Below are 18854 nucleotides of genomic sequence, written 5' to 3'. Positions count from 1 at the left end.
AGGGGCAGGGGCAGGGGCAGGGACAGGGACGTCGGTATTGAGGTCCACGACCACGTCTACGTCTACGTCGAGCGGGTCGTCGTCCTCGGCGCCGGGTTCCGACCGGGGTGCCGGGTGGTCCGGTCCCTGCTCGTCGGGGCCCAGTGCCATCGTCCGCGTCTTCGGCGGCCCGGGAGCGGGTTCCGGCACAGGCGGAGGCGGGGGGACGGCCGCGGCGGTCTTCACCTGGTCGGCCCGGACCACGACGCCCAGTCGGTCGCTGAACAGCGCCGCCACGTTGGCCAGCCAGTCGGCGGCCTCCGCCGCGTCCAGACCCGGCCGGACCGACTCGCTCATGTAGCGGCCCGACTTGTCGTTCACCACCCAGGAACGCAGCTCCGTGCTCCAGCGGAACTCGCCGGACACCCGGCTGCGCCCCGGCAGCGTCCGGCCCGCCGCCGGGTCCGCCGTCCGGCCGTCGTCGTCGACGAAACCGGCGGCGATGCCGGTGTGGCCCAGTCCGTCCAGCGTCTTGCGCAGCGCCCGTGCCGTCAGGCCGGGGTCCTTCTCCCGCATCCCCGCCAGCAGCGCGTCGAACTGCTCCGGTGTGATGATCCCGCTCAGGTTCTCCGTGCCCAGGATGACCCGCCCGTCGTCGGTGACCGTGTACAGCCACACCGCGTCGCGATTGCCGGTGATCAGCAGGTCCGGATCCACCTCGTCCAGCGGCACCCACAGGGGGTTGAGCCGTACGTCGCCGTCCTGGTCGCGTTCCTCGTCCTTGATGCGCTTCGGGAGGACCGAGTCGCCGAAACGGTCGCGGGCTCGGGCGTCGCTGCCGTCGTAGTGGTCGCTGCCGTTGTAGTAGACCTCCGTCTGCCGCGTGGCGTTGTCGGGCCCGGCGCCGCTGACCCGTCGGGCACCCGACGGGAGCGACCGCACCACATCGACCCGCAGATCGAACGCGTGGGCGAGAAGAGGCAGGAAGACCTCCCCCGCCGGCGTTCCCCAGCGCCGCTCCCAGTTGACGACGGCGTCCAGGAGCGTGGGCAGTTCAGTGGCGTCCAGCGGCGCGGCGCTCTCGGTGTAGGCGGTGCCGAGGAGTCGGCGCAGTGCCCGGTCGTCGAGGTCGTCCGGCGTCGGCAGCAGGTCGTGCCGCTCGAGGTGCTCGAACATCTGACGCGGGCTCAGGTCCTCGGCCTCCGCCGCGACGACGGCCCGGGCGTCCTGCGGGGAGACGCCCGGGTCGGCGGGTTGCGTCGCCATGCGGGCGTCGACGTACCGCCGCAACAGTTCGGCGGGGTCGAGGGCCTCGGGGACGGGGGCGTGTCGCACGTCGTGGTGGGCGAGGAGGGCGAGCATCCCGGCCCGGTCCATGCCCTGGACGCGCGCGGTGAACGCGTCGGCGACCGTCTGCCGGAACTGGCCGATGATCTGCGGATGCAGCCGTCCCTCGCTACGGCCCACGTAGTCCTCCACATAGGACCGCATGGCGCGGAGCACGACCCGCGAAGGGCCGGTCGTGGCGCCGGATCTGGCCTGCCGACGCAGTTCGGCGCGTACGGCGTCGGGGTCTCCGAGCAGGTCGTACGCGGCGCGGTCGGTAGCGGCGAGGCCGTCCAGACGGCTGCGGATGTGCACGGGGTCGCCGGCCATGAAGGAGTACAGGAGGCACTCCCCCGTGCCGGGCACCGGTACCCGACGGCCCCTCGCCCGGTCGCTGTCGCCCTCCGGCTCGGAGCCCGTCTTCCCGTTCCCTGGAGGCATGACGGTCAGCGGCTGGGATGCCGGTTCCCCGGCTTTCGCCTTCGGCGCCGGGGGCCGCGAGTCCCCCGGCCGGGTCCGCGTGTCCTTCGACGCCGGCGGTTCCGCGTCCTTGGGCAGCGGACCTGCGCCCTTGAGCAGACCATCCTCACCCTTCGGACTAGGCCGCGCATCCTTCGTCGCCGACGCTTCGGCGTCCTTCGGCAATGGACCTGTCCCCTTGGGCAGACCTTCCTCACCCTTCGGACCAGGCCGCGCATCCTTCGACACCGGCGGCGCTTCCGCGTCCTTCGGCAACGGACCTGTACCCTTGGGCAGGACTTCCCCACCCTTCTTCGGACTGGGCCGCGTGTCCTCCAGCGGTGTCCGGGTGGTCGGCAGGGCCAGTTGGTAGTGGCGGTCGTCCAGGCTCAGCAGGACGTGTGCGCCGGAGGGGGCGGAAGTGTCGACGAGTCCCCGGAGGTTGCCCGGCGGGTTCCCGGGAGTGAAGTCCTGGAAGCCGCCGTCGCTCCCGACCACCGTGACGCGCACGCCGAAGGTGCGTGCGGCGAGCAGCGGGAGCAGGTCCGCCGCGGCATGGTTCCAGCCGGCCTCCGCAGCGGCGTCGCCCTGGCGCAGGAGCTGGGTGATCGCCAGTTCGGCGCGCACCTCGGGGGTCAGGCCGACGGCGTGCGGGAGGAGGCCGCCGAGGCCGTCGAACTCACGGCGGGCGGGTGTGTCCGTCCCGAGGTCCAGTCCCGCCGCGGTGATCTCCTCCGCGCTGAAGGCGTCGGTGAGGTCGGGGGCGACGGCGGCCAACAGGTCCTCGTCGGCGTGGTCGGTGAGCCAGGAGGCCATTTTCCGGCGCAGCGCGGTGGTCACCCCTGGATCGGCGGGGTCCACGCCTTCCGCGGCCAGCGCTCCCGGGGCGGCGCGTTCGAGGCCGAGGGCGAGCGCGTGGAAGAAGGAATCACCGTCCCTCGGCACGTCGTGCAACGTGTACGTCTCGTTCGTGGGAGCCGTGAGGACGGTGGCCGGTCCGGTACCGGTCCTGGTGTAGCGGGGCTGGGTCGGGGGCTTGGGCCGGGGCACCTGTGGCGGGGCCTGGTAGGTCACCGCGGGCGGTTCGGGGAGACCGTCCAGCTGCCTGCGGCCCTCCGCGGTGGCCGCGAGCCGGTGCCAGCGGGTGAGCTGGTCCGCGCCGGCCCGCACCCGGTGGTACTCCGCCGCGGCCGTCTCCGCCGTGTCCCGCAGTTCGTCCAGCTCGGCGCGCCGGGTCTCGAAGGCCTCGCGGGCCGCGTCCCGGCGGCCGGCGGCCTCGTCGAGGGCCCGGCCGGGCGCCCTCGCGGAAAGCCGTGCCGCGTCGAGCCGCGCGTCGGCCGCCGCCTTCTCGCTGCGCGCGGTCTCCAGCCGCAGACCGGCCGCCTTCCGCACGGTCTTGGCAGCCTCTTCCGCGGCGGCCAGGCGGGTCACGGCGGCGTCCTGTTCGTCCCGCAGGAATTCCGCCCAGCCGTCGTGTTCGGGCTCGGCGTACTCGTCCTCGGCGAAGGCGTCGACCTCGGCCTGCGCGGCGGCTACGGCCGCTGCCGCGAGACGGATGTCGCCGCGCGCGCCGGTTTCGGCCCGGCGCAGGGCGGTGTCCGCGGCGGCGACGTCGGCCCTGGCCAGGTCGACCGGGTGTGCGGCCGCGCGGGCGGTCCGGGCGGCCTTGTCGAGGACGGCCTGTGCGGTGTCGAGGTCCGCGCGTAGCCCGCTGGAGGCGCGCCGCTTGTTCCAGTAGGCCTTGTCGGCGTCGACCCACGCGCTGCTCGCGGTGGAGACCGCGTCCCACGTCTTCCCGACGCGCTCGGGGAAGTTCGTGTCGGTGATGATCCGCAGTTCGCGGGCGATGTCCTCCCGGATCCAGGTGACGACGTACGCCTCGGACCTCATCGCCTGCGGACCCGACCTGGCCTTGGCGAAGGTCCCGCCCCGGATCCGGTTCGCGAGTCTCGAGTCGACGATGCTGCGGTGCACGTCACCGACGCTTAGCCAGGTGGCGGGGACGGCGAAGAGGAAGGAGCGGCCCGTCTTGGGCTTGACGTTGCGCGAGGTCAGGTGGTCGTCCCCGACCGGCATCCCGTCGCCGTCGAGGTCGTTGGGACCGGGCCCGAAGATTCCGGTCTGGTTGAGGCCCGCGTTGTTGGGAGAGTCGTACAGGAAGGCGCCGCCGAGGCTCGCGGACTGGCTGTGCTCGCCGGACGACGACGTGCCGGCGTTCTCTCCGTACCGTCTGAGCACCTCCAGCTTGCTGCCGTCGGCGACCGCCAGCAGCAGCGCGCGGCTGAAGTCGGGGGCCGAGCGCAGCGTCAGCCGTCCGGTGTCGGTGCCCACGAGGGACTTCTCGGTCAGTCCCGCCACCTGATAGCCGTCCGGTTCGGTGGTGCGGGGGAAGAACGCCGTGACCGCCGTGGAGCTGGTGCCGTCCTCCAGCGCCTGCGCCGAACCGGTGCCCAGCCGGGTCAGTCCGGTCTCCCTGGTCCTGCGCAGGAGTTCGGTGAGGGCGGAGGCGTCGGGACCGTCCTCGGCCTCCAGGGCTCGGAGGGAGAAGCCGACGTCGTAGGCCCTCGTGAGGAGGAGGTCGCCGGCCATGCGGAGGTTCTCGATGCCGATGATGGCGCGGGGGTGCATGCCGTTCTCGGGGAAGGTGAAGGGCCGGGTGACGCCGTCCCCGTCCCGGACCGTCAGCTCCTCTCCCGCGTTGGGGGCAGGCACGGCCGGGGCGGGTCGGCCAGCGCGGGGTCGGCCGCCGGATCGGGCGCGGGCAGCAGCCGGCCGGGCCCGGACGCGTCGGTCCCGGACGCGTCGGTCCCGCCCGCCTCCGGCTCCGGACGCGCCGGCTCCATCAGGCTGAGCGGCACGTGTTCGCGCAGCTCGCCAACGTCGTTCTCCTCGACGATGCGCAGTCGGCCCCGGAAGCGGTCGAGGGCCGTCGTGGCCTTCCCCTTCGCCGGCTCCGCGTCGGCCGGCGCGCCGGTGTGGGGGGTGTCGTCGGCCTCCAGGGTGATGCGCATCCGGTACGGGGTGACGATCTCCGCGTGCGGTTCGGTGGACGCGGCGCGGTAGATGGTGACGGTGGTGACCGTGTGGCTCGAGGAGACCGTCTTCCGGTTCGAGCCGCTGTCGGTGTAGGTGGGGCCCGCCGCCGGGACGTGGGTGTCGCCGGTGTACACCATCTGGCTGGTCATCAGGCCCACGTCCGCCCCCGAGGAGGCCTCCGAGTTCTGCTGGACGGTCTCGATGGCCCGCCGGTTCTCCTCCAGCTCCGCGCTGTGGTCGAGTCCGTCGAACACGGGAGTGCCGGGGATCAGCTCGACGCGCGCCCGCACCTGTCGGCTGCCGATCCGGACACTGTCCCAGCCCCAAGCTCCGGCGGTGACCAGCGTCGACGGACCGGTGGTCGTCATCTCCCCCTTCAGCGCCCGGGTGGCACGGCCCGTCACGAGCTGCCGGATGCGCTCGCGGCTCTCGTCGTCGAGCCCCAGCTCCCGGATCCGCTGGTCGAACGCGAGCAGCACGTCCGTGGGATCCAGCGCGTTGACCGCGTACGTGCCGAACGCGACGCCACGCATCCAGGGCTGAGGCGTCCAGGCTTGACCGGTGTAGCGGGGGACGTCACCCAGCCCGTCGTCGATCAGTCCCAGCCGGTGGGCGCTCTTCTCCGGCAGGTGCCCCAACACACCGCCGGGGCTGGTCAGTGCCGTCCCCGCCGCTCCGGCGAGGGAGCGCGGCACGAGGGCGCCGGCCGCCGCGGCGGTGCCGATACGGCCCGTGCCCAGCCGGCTGGAGAGCAGCGCGAACCAGTGCTGCACGTCGCCGGCCACCAGCACCTGGTGGGTGAAGCCCTTGCGGTTCATGTCCGCGACCACGGTGCGTACGACGCTGAGACTGAGCGTGCGGGACACCGAGAGGGGGTTGGCGACGACTCCGTACCCGCCCATCAGGCCATGTCCGGGGTTCTGGGCGACCGCGTAGACCAGCTGGCCGCCGAAGACGAAGCTGGTGGAGTCGCTGATCTTGCCGGCCGCCTGGCGGGTGCCGCCCAGCGTCATCTCGGTGTCCATGGACATCGGCGGGGTGAGGGCGCGCAGGTTGCCGACCGTCGTCGCGTACCTGAAGGTGCCCCACAGCTCGCCGTACGGCCCCTTGCCCAGAAGGCCGCTGCCCACCAGGCCCAGCGGCCCCGAACTCTGGTCGAAGCTCGACGCCAGGTACTGGGGCGTGAAGGTGCGGACGATCGCGTCCCGGGTGGGCGCGCCCTCCTTCACCAGTTGCCAGGCGCTGCCCGACGCCGCCTTGAGGACCCGGTCCACCTCGGCGGTCAGCGTGGGTGACAGCACCATGTTCACGATGACGAACGGGTGCTGCCGGAACTCCTTGAACTGCGGTGTCCCGCGGTCGGCGAGCCGTCCGGCGGGCTGGCCCGCGTCGGGGCCCGCCGGCAGCACGAGATCGCCCTTCGCCAGTGCGAGGGCTCGTTCGGTGGTCAGGGACGTGGGGGCGGGCTCGTCGGACAGGTAGGGGTTGAGCGCCCCGTCCGCGTACGGGTCCGCGTCGGGGGTGTGCTGGACGGGGACACCGATGAGCACCTGACCGGTCATCGGTCCGCCGCCCGACAGGCGGCCCAGCGGCGCGCGGCCGAAGAGCACGTTGACCGGCTCGTCCAGGACCAGCAGCCCCGGCAGCCCGAGACCGAGACCGCGGATCAGGCCGCGGGGCCTCCAGTAGCCGCCCAGCGTCGCGGTGAGGGACAGGTCGTAGCGGTAGAGGTGGGTGGGCTGGTTGCTCACCGACATCGGCTCGTTGGTGACCGTCGAGCCGAAGCCGGTCTCCGCCTCCCACTGCCGGCCCTGGCGCGCGCCCAGGGTCAGCCCCAGCGTGTTGCGGGGCAGTCCCGCGTCGTCGACGTTGTTGTCGCGCCCCGAGAACGTGCCTTCGAAGCCCAGGTCCACGCCCCGTTTCACGCTCGTCTGGCCGTCGAGCCGGTCGATGCCCTGGGCGCTGAAGCGCATGCCCTCGTTGGTGTCCTTGCCCTCGTACCGGCGTCGGGTCAGCGTTCCGTGCACGCGGAGGGTGTAGTACGTCTGCCCGACGGCGTCGGGGTCCGTGAGTCTGATCGGCAGGCCGATCGTCGTCAGCGCCTCCAGGTTGGCGGTGACGTTCTGCTGGGACAGCACGCCGAGGATCTGCAGGGTGTTCTGGAGCGCGATCCGGTACTTGACGGGGTCGGTCCACTGGGGTGACCTGGGCAGGCTCTGAGCCGCCTGGAGCACCTGGTCGGGCCTGTGCCTGAGCAGGTCGCCCAAGCGGGCGCGCCAGCCCTTCGGCAGGTCCGGCGGCAGCAACTGGTCGAGGGGCACCACCAGCCCCTGGCGCAGATGCGCGAGGGCGTCCACCACGCCGTCGGCGAAGGAGTCCAGCAGGGTGCGGCCCACGCCGTCCGCCGCGTCCGGGGTGACCCGGGTGCGCAGGCCGTCGTCGAAGGTGAACTCCTTCACCCGGTGCATGCCCAGGGTGCGCGGGCGGTCCACGGTCAGGTAGGCCGGCGCGAACGGCGGCGCGACGCCGTTGCGCAGGGCGATCGAGGTCCCGTCGTCCCATCCCGCCAGCCGCCGTGCCTCGGAGCTGGTCATCCGGTCCAGGCTCCAGGTGAGAAAGCGCGTCGGCGGTGCGTTGTCGCCGGCCCGTCGCACCCGCACCGACTTCACGACCAGGTAGAGCGCGGTCCTGGGCCCCTTCACCTGTCCGGCCGACTTGAGGGTGCCGGCCCCGCCGAGCCCGACCGACCAGGTCTTCGTGTACGAGTACTGGGCGGTCGGCCCGGCCTGGAGCCGAAGGTCGAACGGGGCCGTGCCGGGATCGAAGAAGTTGAAGGCCGGGCCGGCTACGGCCTGCAGCAGCAGGCTCCTGCCCTGCGCCCGGCTCCGCTCGCTGCGCACCGTCGAGGTGTTGATGTCCCGCATCTCGGCCTGGTCGGTCTCGCCGACGAGCACCGCCGTCCGTGGAATCAGTTCCTCCACGACGAAGACGCCCAGCGGTGACTTCTTCTTGTCGTCGGCGAACAGCGGCGGGGTGGTGATGCGGCCGCGGGCCATCGTGCCGCCGTGCCGTTGGAAGCTGTCGCCCGAGAAGAAGATGTCCAGCTCGGTGTAGGCGGAGCTGCCGGGCAGCGCTCCGATCCGTCCGGCAGCCCAGTCGCGGATCGCCGTGACGGGGCCGAAGCCCTCGATACGGACGAAGCGGTACTGGGAGTTGCGGTCCAGGTCGATCGACCGGGGGATCCGGCCCGGTTTCGGCATCTTCGTCACGCTGTCGGGCAGGCGGACCAGGAGGCCCTTGCGGACACCGAAGGAGAACCGGGCGGGCACGGCCGAGTCGGTGTCGGGGGCGGGGTCGGGCCCGGGTTCGATGCCCGTGAGGACCCGTCCGGTGGGATCGGTGACGCGTATCTCGTAGTGGATGTCGTCCAGGAACGCCCGTGACGTGTCCAGCGTCCGAGTCTCCATCTGGTTCATGCGCTGGTCGGTCAGCGTGTAGCCGACCTTGTTGATGAAGCCGAACCGCAGGGCGAGACGGCCGAAGCCGCCGAACGCCGCGGTGCCCGCCGGGCCGATCGGCCCGCCGAGGCCGTACTGCGAGTTGGCCTGCATGTTCTTGGTCAGTCCGAAGGTCGCGGCTGCCCGGTGCATGCTGTCGATCTTCGTCGCGTCACCGACGCCGTCGTCGAACGGGGCCCAGTTTCCGTGGTGGCGCGCCCGGACCCACAGGACGCGGACCTTTCCGTCGGCGTTGACGTACGGGAAGGGGCGCCCCTCGCCGTCGGCCAGCGTTTTCGGTTTGTCCCGGAGCGTCTGCCGGATGTCGTCCAGCAGCTGTGGGCCGTCCGCGGGCCGGGCGTCCGGCCTGCGTCCCAGTTCGCGGTCGATCGCGTCCACCGCCTGCTCGAAGCCGCGCAGGACGACCGTGCTCTGGCCGAACGTCCCGGGATTGGCGAGGAGTTGTTCCAGCTCGGCGGCGGTCAGTCCGGTGGGCAGCAGCGACCGGAGGTCGTCGACGTACGCGGGCATACGTCTGCCGCCCTCGAACCGGGCCGGGGCGCGGCGTTCGCGTGAGGGCGCCGCCATAGTCGGGTCGAGGCGAGGGCTGTCCGCATGGGGCGGGTCCGGCTCGGGGCGCTCCGGCACGAGGGCCTGGGTCAGGTCCGGCGCCGCGGACGAAGTACCGGCCGCGGACGAAGTACCGGCCACGGACGAAGTACCGGCCACGGACGAAGTACCGGCCGCGAACGTGGTGCCCGCCTCCGTCGCGGGTTCGGGGCGCGGCCGCACGGCCGACCAGTCGTCGGCCCGCTGACGCCGGCCGTCCGCGAGGGGGAGCAGGGAGAGGACGTGTGGGCTCGCCGGGTCGCTCTGCGCAAGCAGGCCCACCGCACCCTGCGACGTCCAAACGCCGCGGCCGGAACCGGCGCCGAGGACGCTCGTGGCCCGTGGTGTCGGCTGTGCGTCGGGCGTCGTGTGTGAGGTGGCGAGGACGACATCGGCTGCCCTGGGGCGGGAGTTGAGCCCCGGGTCCCGCGCCAGCAGCTCGGCGACCTCCTCGTACGGCGCCCGGACTCGAAGTCCGCCGGGCAGGTGCATGGTCAGGTGGTCCGGCCCGCTCTCGCCCCACACCAGGTACGGCGCGGGTCTGGTCGGGTCGGTGGTCCACGGCATCTTCGCCCTGCGCAGGGGGCGGTGGCCGCCGTCCGGTGTCGCCGCCATGACGAGGGCGCTGTCGAGGTCCACCGTCACGGCGGACGATCCCCGGGTCCAGGCGCGTCCGGCCGGAGCCCCCTGGCCGTCGGAGAGCAGGGTGTCCGGGGAGAGAGCGCCCAGCAACTCCAGGTGGAAGGCGCCCAGTTCGGTCAGGTTGTCCACGTCGACGCCGGCGGCCGCCGCCCGCACGACCAGTTCGAGGAGGTCGGGCCGCCGGGCGGGGTCCGGCTTGTCCAGGTGGAGGAGTCGGCCCGTGAGCGCGTCGGGGTCGGGGGTCCGGCTCGCCCATTCCAGGGCCTTGACCGTCGCCCAGAACAGCTCGGACCGCTCGGGCTGCCCGATGGCCGTGTCCGGGTCGATCCCCAGGATCTGTGCGGCCTCGTCGTTCACTTCCTGGTCGGTGAGACCGTCCATTCCTTCGGCCACGGTGGTCACGTGCGGCAGGGTCACCAAGTCGGTGAGCACGGTGCCCGGCTCCAGGCGCACGGCGTCGGCGGCTCCGGCCAGCAGGTCCCGGTAGGCGTCGGGTCCCAGGTCGCCGTCCACGTCCCCGTGTTCCGTCGCGCGGATCTCGCGGGCCGCGCGCTCGAACAGGTCCAGGCTGAACGGCACGGTGTCGCGCAGCACCGGATCGCTGTGGCGCATGGTCTCCAGCGCCCCGATGCCGGCGAGCAGTTCGCCGTAGCGGCTGTCGTCCTCGATGGTCACCCCGAACGTCAGCCGCAGCGCGCGCACCAGCCGCAACGTCCGCTCACGGGTCTTTGGCGATGCCGGTCCCAGCGGGTCGGTGTGCAGGCCGGCCGCGCGGGCGCGGTCGTCGAGCGGGGCACCGGCGGGTTCCGGCCGGTGCTCCACCCACTGGCCGCGCCGCCCCCGGGAGTCGGTGTGGAGGGAGTGGACGGGCCTTCCGTTTCGCCAGGCGATGCCGACCGTGCGGGTGCCGCCGTACGTGGTGCGGCCGGTCTCGTTGGCGACGTGCTGGCTCTCGCTGACGACCGCCAGCGGGTCGGGGACGAACGTGTCGTCGACGCCCCTGCGGGTTCGCACCACACCCGGCGGCGTCGCGCTGGAGCACGCCTCCATCAGTACGGCGTGGTCCTCGGGGAGCCGCGCCAGACTCGGACGCCGCTTGAGCATCCCACCGGTCCGCTCCCGCCGGGTGCTGTGGTCCGGATTCGACGCGATGGGCACGCGGGTTTCGCCGGGCCGGGCGTGGGTGGCGAAGACGTACACCGGCTTGCCGGCGAACGGGACGGGCTGGTCGTCCTTGGTCCATTCGTCGGCGGCCTGGTTGTAGTGGTGGAGTTCCGTCGCGGTCGTCGCGTGCCGCAGGTCCGCCAGCGTCTGCGGGGGTTCGGTGTCCTTGAAGACGCCCCGGCCGATCGGTCCCCGGTCGGTGACGATGGTGCGGGACAGCGTCTCCTTCTCCCACGCGGGTGCGTTCGCGGACTCGGCGGGGTCGAGCACCTGGCCGGGGGTGCTGAGGATCCAGTCGGCCCGCTGCCCGCCCCGGGTCCCGCGCAGGGAGACGACGTACGGCTGTGACGGGTCCTGCTGCGGGGCGACGTCCACGGCGGCGTTGGCCGACCACACGTCCCTGCCGACCCGTTCGGCCACCTGGCGTGGCAGCTCCAGGCCGCGGGCGCCGCGCCGGGGACGAGCAGCACCACGGGAACGTCCGAGGACAGTCCGGCCAGTTCGGTGTCCAGGGCCAGCAGTTCGGCGAAGACGTCGAGGGGCACCTCGCGCGGGGCGCCGTCGAAGCCGCGTACGACGATGTGCTGGTGATCGCCGTCCGCCCTCACGACGTACGGCTCGGGTTCGCCCGGACGGTGCCAGGGGGCGGTGTTCACATCGGTGCGGTCCAGGCTGCCGTCGGACTGGAGGGCCGTTCTCCCGGTGTGCGTGAGATCCAGGCCGGGGAGGTGAGCAGTGGTCCAGTCGCGGCCGCGGGGGCGCCCGTCAAGGCCGGTGGTCATGGCGTGGGTGGGGGCCAGCACGCCCTGGCGCCGCAGGTGGAGCGCGGCCAGGGCGGCCAGCCCACCCGCCGACTCCGCCGTGGCCAGCCCCAGCACCTGGCTGCGCTGCACGTCGGTCACCGGACCGGCGGAGCCCAGAAGCAGCACCCTGCGGGTCGCGGCGTCCAGGTCGAACGGGCCGTGGTCCAGCAAGGGGTCGTTACGGCGGAACCGGTCGAGGCGCGCGAGCCCGTCACGGAGGACCGGGTACAGGGGACCCGAGAGGATGCCGGGGCCGTAGAGGTCCGTCAACAGCTCCCGCTGCTGGACCTCCTCCTCGGTCGAGGACGGTCCGGACGGGACCGACGTGACCGACGTGACCGACGTGACCGACGGAACGTTCGGCGTGAGCGACGGTGTGGGCGGAACCGGCGGTGTGGGCGGCGAGTCGGCCTCGGCGGTGCCCCCGAACACGTCGTCGTCGAGGTGGTCCGGCAGGGGCGGGCCGGAGTTCTCGCCCCTTGCCGCATCACGTCGGCCCGTGCTTCCGGCACCCTCCTCCCGGTCCCCGAACGTGACCTCGTCCACCCCTGTGTCCCCGCCGGTCGGCACACGCGTGCTCTGCACCGTGGCGTCGCCGGGCCGGCGGACCGACCAGTCGGCGGCGGCCGGACGGCCCGGCACTGCGGGGAGCAGGGTGGGAACGTACGGCCGCGACGGCCCGGTGCCGGCCAGGCCCACACCGCCCTGTGTGGCCCATACGGCCCGGCCGGTCCCGGCACTGATGACGGCTCGCGGATCGGTGCCCGAGGTTGTGGTACCAGTGGCCGATGCGGTGACCGGGACCGCCTTCGAGACCGCCAGGACGACGTCCGTGCCGTCCGCCGGGCGGGTGTTCAACACCGGGTCCCGCGCCAGCAGCTCGGCAACCTCCTCGTACGGCACCCGGCCGCGGAAGCCCCCCGGCAGGTTCATCAGCAGGTGGTCCGGGCCGCCCCCGGCCCACACCGTGTAGGCCGAGGGCCCGCCCGGCGCGCTCCACGGCGGTCGCTCCTGACTCACGGGCTGGAAGCCGCCGCCCGGCTTCGGGGCGGCGACGACCACGCGGTCCATCGCCATGGTCGCATTGGGCGGGGCCTGCGCCCAGTGCCGGCCGACCGGGGCGCCGTCGGCGCCGCGGAGCTGGGTCTCGGGCGAGAGGGCGCCGAGCGTCTCCAGGTGGAAGGCGCCCAGTTCGGTCGGGTCGTCCACGTCGACGCCGACAGCCACCGCCTGGGCGACCAGGTGGAGCAGTTCGGGCCGCCGGGCCGGGTCCGGCCGGTCCAGGTGCAGGACCCTGCCGGTGAGGGCGTCGGGGTCGGGGGTGCGGCTCTCCCACTCCAGGGCTTCGACCGTCGCCCAGAACAGCCGGGCCCGCTCGGCGTCCCCGACGGCCGCCGGCCCGCCGTCCAGGCGCAGGACGCGGGCGGCCTCGGTGTCCAGCTCCTGGGCCGGGAGACCGCCCAGCCGCTGCGTCGCCGCGGTGACGTGGGGCAGGGCGACGAAGTCGGAGAAGGCGGTGCCCGGTTGCCTGCGCACGGTGTCGGTGGCCCGCGTGAGCACATCCCGGTAGGCGTCGGGGCCGGGGGCACCTCGCCGCTCCGCGTGGGCGGCGCGTTCGAACAGGTCCATGGAGAACGGGCCGAGGTCGCGCAGGGCCGGGTCGGCCGCCCGCATCGTCTCCAACGCGCCGATCCCGGCGAGGAGATCGCCGTACCGGCTGTCGTCCTCGACCGCCGCGCCGAAGGCCAGCCGCAGCGCGCGCACCAGCCGGAGCGTCTGTTCGCGCGTGGCGTCCGTGACCGGCCGCGCGGGGTCGGTGTGCAGGCCGGCCGCGCGGGCGCGGTCGTCGAGCAGGGCGCCGGCGGGTTCCGGCCGGTGCTCCACCCACTGGCCGCGCCGCCCCCGGGAGTCCGTGTAGAGGCGGTGGACGAACGTCCCGTCCGGCAGGGTCGCGAAGCTGACCATGTGGGTGCCGCCGTACGTGGTGCGGCCGGTCTCGTTGGCGACGTGCTGGCTCTCGCTGACGACCGCCAGCGGGTCGGGGACGAACGTGTCGTCGACGCCCCTGCGGGTGCGCACCACACCCGGCGGCGTCGCGCTGGAGCACGCCTCCATCAGCACGGCGTGGTCCTCGGGGAGCCGCGCCAGACTCGGACGCCGCTTGAGCATCCCACCGGTCTCCTGCCGCCGGGAGTGATGGGCCGGGTCCGTCATGGTCGGCATCCGGGTCGCGCCGGGCTTGGCGTGGGCGCCGAAGACGTACACCGGCTTGCCGGCGAAGGGAACGGGCTCGTCGTCCTTGGCCGACTCGCCGCTGGCCGGGTCGTAGTGCCACAGCTCCGACGACTCCGTCGCGAGCTTCAGCGCCGCGATCCGGCGCGGGGCCTCGGAGTCCTCGAACACGCCTCTGCCGATGGTGGTGCCCCCGTCGGCGACGACGCTGTGCGACCGCAGCTCGCGCTCCCAGCCCGGGGCGCTCTCGTACTCCGCCGGGTCGAGCACCTGGCCGGGGGTGCTGCGGATCCAGTCGGCGCGCGGCAGCCCCTCCCCGTACAGCAGGGAGACGACGTACGGCTGCGACGGGTCCCGCTGCGGGGACACCTTCACGGTGCCGTTGGCCGACCACACGTCCCTGCCGACCCGGTCCGCCACCTCGCGCGGGAGGTCCAGGCCACGGGCACCGGCGTCGGGGACGAGCAGCACCACGGGGGTGCCCGGGGGCAGCCCGGCGAGCCGGGGGTCGCGGGCCAGCAGTTCGGCGAACACGTCGACGGGCACCTGGCGCGGGGCGCCGTCGTAGCCGCGTACGACGATCCGTTCGTGGTCGCCCTCCGCCATCACCACGTACGGCTTCGGCTCTCCGGTGCGGTGCCAGGGGGCGGGCTCCACATCGCCGCGGCCCAGGGTGCCGTCGGGGTTGCGGACCACCTTTCCCACCTCGGTGAGGTCCAGGTCGGGGATCGTGGTGTTCGTCCAGTTACGGCCCCGGACGCCGTCGTCGTCGGCGGTGGTCAGCGCCTGCGTGAGCGACAGTGCACCACGGAGTTCCAGGTGGAAGGCGGACAGCGTGGCCAGACTGCGCGCGGAGTCCACCTCCGGGGCCAGCGCCAGCCGGAACAGCTCGCTGCGCTGCGCGTCGGTCACCGGGTCGGCGGTGTCCAGGAGCAGCACCCGTCGGGTCACGGCGTCCAGGTCGAGCGGGCCGTCGCGCAGCGCGGGAACGGCCTGCCGGAGCTGGTCGAGGTGGGCGAGGCTGTCACGGAGAGCGGGATGGATGGGGTTCGCCGCGATGCCGGGGCCGAACACGTCCGTCAGCAGCCGGTCGTACAGCGCGTCGGTGGCCGGGTCCATCCCGGGATCCGACGATACGGAGTCCGGCGCGATGTCCGACGCGAAGTCGGGATCGTGGTCGGGCTCGGACGCGTCCTGGCCGTCCTCCCAATCCATGATCATGTCGACCGAGTCGGGTGAACCGGGCCCGGAAGAGACGCCGGTCGGGATCTCGCTCGGCCTCGGGGAGCTGAGGGGAGTCTCGTCGACGGTGACGGGCTGGGTGTGCGGCACGTCCCGGGATACGACCGGGGACGGTTCCGCCGGGTCGGCGACGGTGACCGGGTCGTCCCCGGACTCGGTGCGTACGGGCCGGTAGGGCTGCGGAAGGTCGGACGCGGTCCGGATGTCGGGCTTCGGCACGACGGAGGACGGGTGGGACTGCTCCGACCCTTCGGACTCCCCGGACGAGAGGGTGCGGACGCCGTCCGGGGTGGCCGGGTCCGGGAGAGTCGGCCCGGCGATGACCGGGTCCGGGAAAGTCCGCCCGGCGATGACCGCCGGATCGTCGGACGAGGCGGTCTGCGGCCGTTGCTGCGGGACGGAGTACGGCGCGGACTGACCCGGGAAGGTGGTGGGGACCGGGTTGAGGGCGGAGAAGACGGTGTCGGTGCCGGGGGCCGTGTCGTAGTCCGGGAGGGATGAGCGGGAGGAGACCGACGAGACGTCGCTGGTGTGGCTGAAGACCGACGCGTTGTCGCTGATGTCACCGCGGTAGGAGTCGGAGTCGTCTCCGTAGGTGTCGCCCTGAGCGTCGCGGTACACGCCGCCGTTCGTGTAAGTGCCGCCGTAGCCGTCCCGGTACGGGTCGCTGTGAATGTCCCGGTAAGTGCTGCCGTCGTCGTATGTGCTCTTGTACGGGTTCTCGTACGTGTTCTTGTACGTGTACCGGTTCTCGCTCCCGTTCCTGCCGCCGTCCCGGTCGCGGCCGCCCGGCAGGTCGTTGATGTCGTCGGCGCCGAAGTCGAGGTCACGGAAGAACTTGTCGTTCAGCCACTTCCCGCCGTACTCCGCGCCCGTGGAGGCAGCCTCGAAGAGGAGGCCGCTGAGGCCGGCGCTGACGAACGTGCCGGGATTGAGCGTGAACGTGCCCAGGAAGACGAGGCCGGTGAAGGCCTCCGCGAAGGTCTCCGCCTGCCCCTCGTTGACGAAGGTGAGCGGAAGGTCGAACACCTCCTTCCACGTGTGGTTGTTCTTGAAGATGTTGCGTACGATCGGCCCGCTGAACTGGGAGAACAGACCCCCGAAGAGCCCGGCGAACGCGCCGGCGGCCGCCGACTGGCCGATGTCCTTCCAGTCGAAGCTGTTGCGCCGGCGGTCCGGGTCGTCCGGCGCGGTCATGGAGATCAGCTGCGAGGCGAACGAGACGAACGCCTCCTGGATCGCCTCCAGCAGCACCGACAGCGGCGTGGGGATGGCGCGCCCCAGCCGCTGGAGAAGCAGCAGGATGGTGAGTGCGGTGCGTGCCTTCTGGATGGCGATCTCGGTGAGCGACGTGCCGCCGGTGAAGACGGCCAGCGCGGCGATCAGGGCGAGTTCGATGTTCATCAGGATGAACTCGAGGAGGATCTGGTACTTCGCCTCGGACAGCTTGAGGGAGCGGTCCGCCTGCTGAGAGCCCAGGTCCCTGAGTTCGTCGGAGAACTTCTGCAGATGGTTCTGGCCGTTGTCGTCGACGAACAGCTTCATCGCGGCCACGAACTCGTCGGCGATCCGCGGCGGGAGCGAGTTGCCGGCGGTGGAGATCGCTCCCTTCATCGCGTCGGACAGGTCCCTGATGTCGTCGGCCAGCCGCCGGTAGGGATTACGGCTGTCGAAGCCCAGGTCCTCGTTGCCGGTGGCGACGTTCGCGCCCACCCAGACCTCGATGAACTCCCGCAGTCCGGGCGGGAACATGATGGCCATTCAGCGCCTGTTCTCGCTTCCCGAGCCCTGCGCCTCGATGTCGTCCACTGCCTGGGTCTGCGGCCGCTGCACATGGTCGGCCTCCGCGGCGACCGCGTCGACCAGCGCCATGAACCCGCTGGTGATGGCCAGGACGGTGTCCGTCACCTGCTGCTGTTCCCTGCGGACCTGGTCGCCGACCGCGTTGGCGAAGTCGTCGTCGCCGCCCTCCTCGCCCCACCAGCCCGCGTACGCGGCGTTCCCGTTCTCGAACCGTGGCAGCATCTCGTCGCCGTATCGCACCGCGTCGGCGAGATGCCGGGATCCCTGCAGGATCGCCTGGATGTCGGCGGAGTAGTTGCCGGCCATGGTCACGAACCCTCCTGTCGTCCGTCGTCCGTGGCGCGGGCCGTCCTCGGCGGGGTCACGGGTTCCTCGTCGTCCTCGACGATCTCGTCGCGCAGCCTGCTCATCGCCGTGGACCCCTCCGTCACGGAGGTCTCCCTGAGCAGCGATCCGAAGACGGACTCCCAGTCGACGCCGAGCCGTTGGGGGGCGGCACCGCGCGCGGTCATTCTGGTGAGCGGGTCGAGCGTGGCGACGACCCGGCGTGCCATCTCGGCCCGCGCCTTGTCCGCGGCCTCCAGCACCGCCGCGGAAAGCTGGGCGGCGGCCATGGTCCGGTACTTGCCGTCGAGGAACTCCAGGCTGGTCAGCTCCCCCTTCGCGCCGACGGAGACCCGGACCGACCGGTCCCCGGAACGCGCGGTCACCGACGCCGCGTCCAGCTCGGCGCGTGCCGAAGCCGCGGCCTGCTCCGCCGCCTTGAGGTGGGCCATCGCCTGGGCCACACGGTCCTCCATCGGCTGACTCATCCAGGTCCCCTTCCCCTCAACGTCCCAGGGCCTGCGGCGCGCCGCCCTCGTCGGTGCCCCACACGTCCTCGTCCTCGGCCAGCCACGTGGTCCGTTCCCTGTCCCCGCTCTCCGTCTGCGGCCTGCCCTCCCCCGCCCCGCCCATGGGTCCCATCGGCGGCATGAAGGGCGTGCTGCTGCTGGTCTGCGTGGACCTGGGGACCACGCGGTGTTCCTCGTCGTCGACGGTCTGCGTGGCGGCCGTCCGGCCGGATCGGCCGACCACGGGCTCGATGACGTTCCTGGTGCGCTCGCCGGCGTTGCCGCCGGCTTCACCGCCCGCGCCGCGCATCATCGGCGGGTACATCCCCGGCGAGCCCGCGCCCGTGCCGGAGCCGTCGGCGGAGGCGCCCGCCAGGGCGTCGCTGCCCTGCGGACGCCCGAGCGCCGAGGCGAGGTCGTCCTGGTTGTAGAGGTTGTCGCTGAACGCGGAGGAATAGGCGGAGCCGGACGGGCTCGTTGAGCCGCCCTGTTGGAGGGCGGAGAGGTCGGGGGGCTCGGGGAGGTCGGCGATGCGCTGCCGGATCTGCTCCTCGATGTCCTTCCCGTCGGCGCCGATCCGGTCGTACTCGGCCTGGATCTCGGCCATGCGCCGGTCGTAGTCGGCCTTGGCGTCCTTGCGCACCTGCTCGGCCTCGGTGCGCGCCTCATCCCGTTCCGCCTGGGCGTCGGCCTTGGCCCGGTCGTACTCGCTCCTGGCCTCGGCCTCGGCGGCGTCGGCCCGTTCGACGGCCGCCTGTTCGGCGGCGTCGATCTCCGTGATCCGCCGGTCGTACTCCGCGCGGGCGTCGTCCTTGTCGGTGCCGGCCGCGATCTCCCGCTCGTACTCCTGGCGTGCCTCGGCCCGTTCCTGTTCGGCGTCCTGCCGTGCCTGGTCCCGCTGTTCCTGGGCCTGGGCCTTCTCCTGCTCGTACTCCTGCCGCGCCGCCGTCTCCTGGCGGTCGGCGTCCTGGACGGCGGCGTCTCGCTCTGTGCGGGCCTCGGCCTTCTGCTGCTCGTAATCGGCCTGTGCGTCGGCCTTGGCGTTCTGGGCGTCCAGCCTGGCCTGCTGCTTCTCCTGCAGTGCCTCGCGGCGGGCCTCTTCCTGCTGGGCCTCGGCCCTGGACCGCGCGTCGGCCTGCTCCTGCTTGGCCGCGTCCTTCTCGGCGCAGCCTCCGCCTTCGCGGCCTCCTGCTCGCGCTCCGCCTCGGCCCTGGCCTGAGCCTGCTCCT

General features: G+C 72.8%; 2 protein-coding genes and 3 pseudogenes. All 5 read right to left on the bottom strand.

The window, feature by feature from the left end; translation table 11 throughout:
• Positions 1-4476: pseudogene (locus tag BM536_RS38790) on the bottom strand (hypothetical protein); the annotation flags it as partial.
• Positions 4446-14866 (bottom strand): annotated as a pseudogene (locus tag BM536_RS43780) (lonely Cys domain-containing protein). The pseudogenes BM536_RS43780 and BM536_RS38790, both read right to left, overlap by 31 nt.
• Positions 14867-16750: 1884 nt before the next feature.
• Positions 16751-17104 carry a hypothetical protein gene (locus tag BM536_RS38775; RefSeq protein WP_143651167.1) on the bottom strand — a complete coding sequence of 118 codons (354 nt, stop codon included), beginning with the start codon at positions 17102-17104 and terminating at the stop codon, positions 16751-16753.
• Positions 17101-17604 (bottom strand): YbaB/EbfC family nucleoid-associated protein, encoded by a 504-nt coding sequence (locus BM536_RS38770; RefSeq protein ID WP_073497766.1) that lies wholly within the window; start codon positions 17602-17604, stop codon positions 17101-17103. Before BM536_RS38770 ends, BM536_RS38775 begins: the two co-directional genes overlap by 4 nt.
• 16 nt (positions 17605-17620) lie before the next feature.
• Positions 17621-18854 (bottom strand): annotated as a pseudogene (locus BM536_RS41040) (hypothetical protein); the annotation flags it as partial.

This window comes from Streptomyces phaeoluteigriseus (assembly GCF_001896135.2).
In the GTDB taxonomy this organism is placed as follows: Bacteria; Actinomycetota; Actinomycetes; order Streptomycetales; family Streptomycetaceae; genus Streptomyces; species Streptomyces phaeoluteigriseus.
Note: the sequence above shows the minus strand (reverse complement) of the source record. Positions and strands in the feature narration are given on the sequence as shown.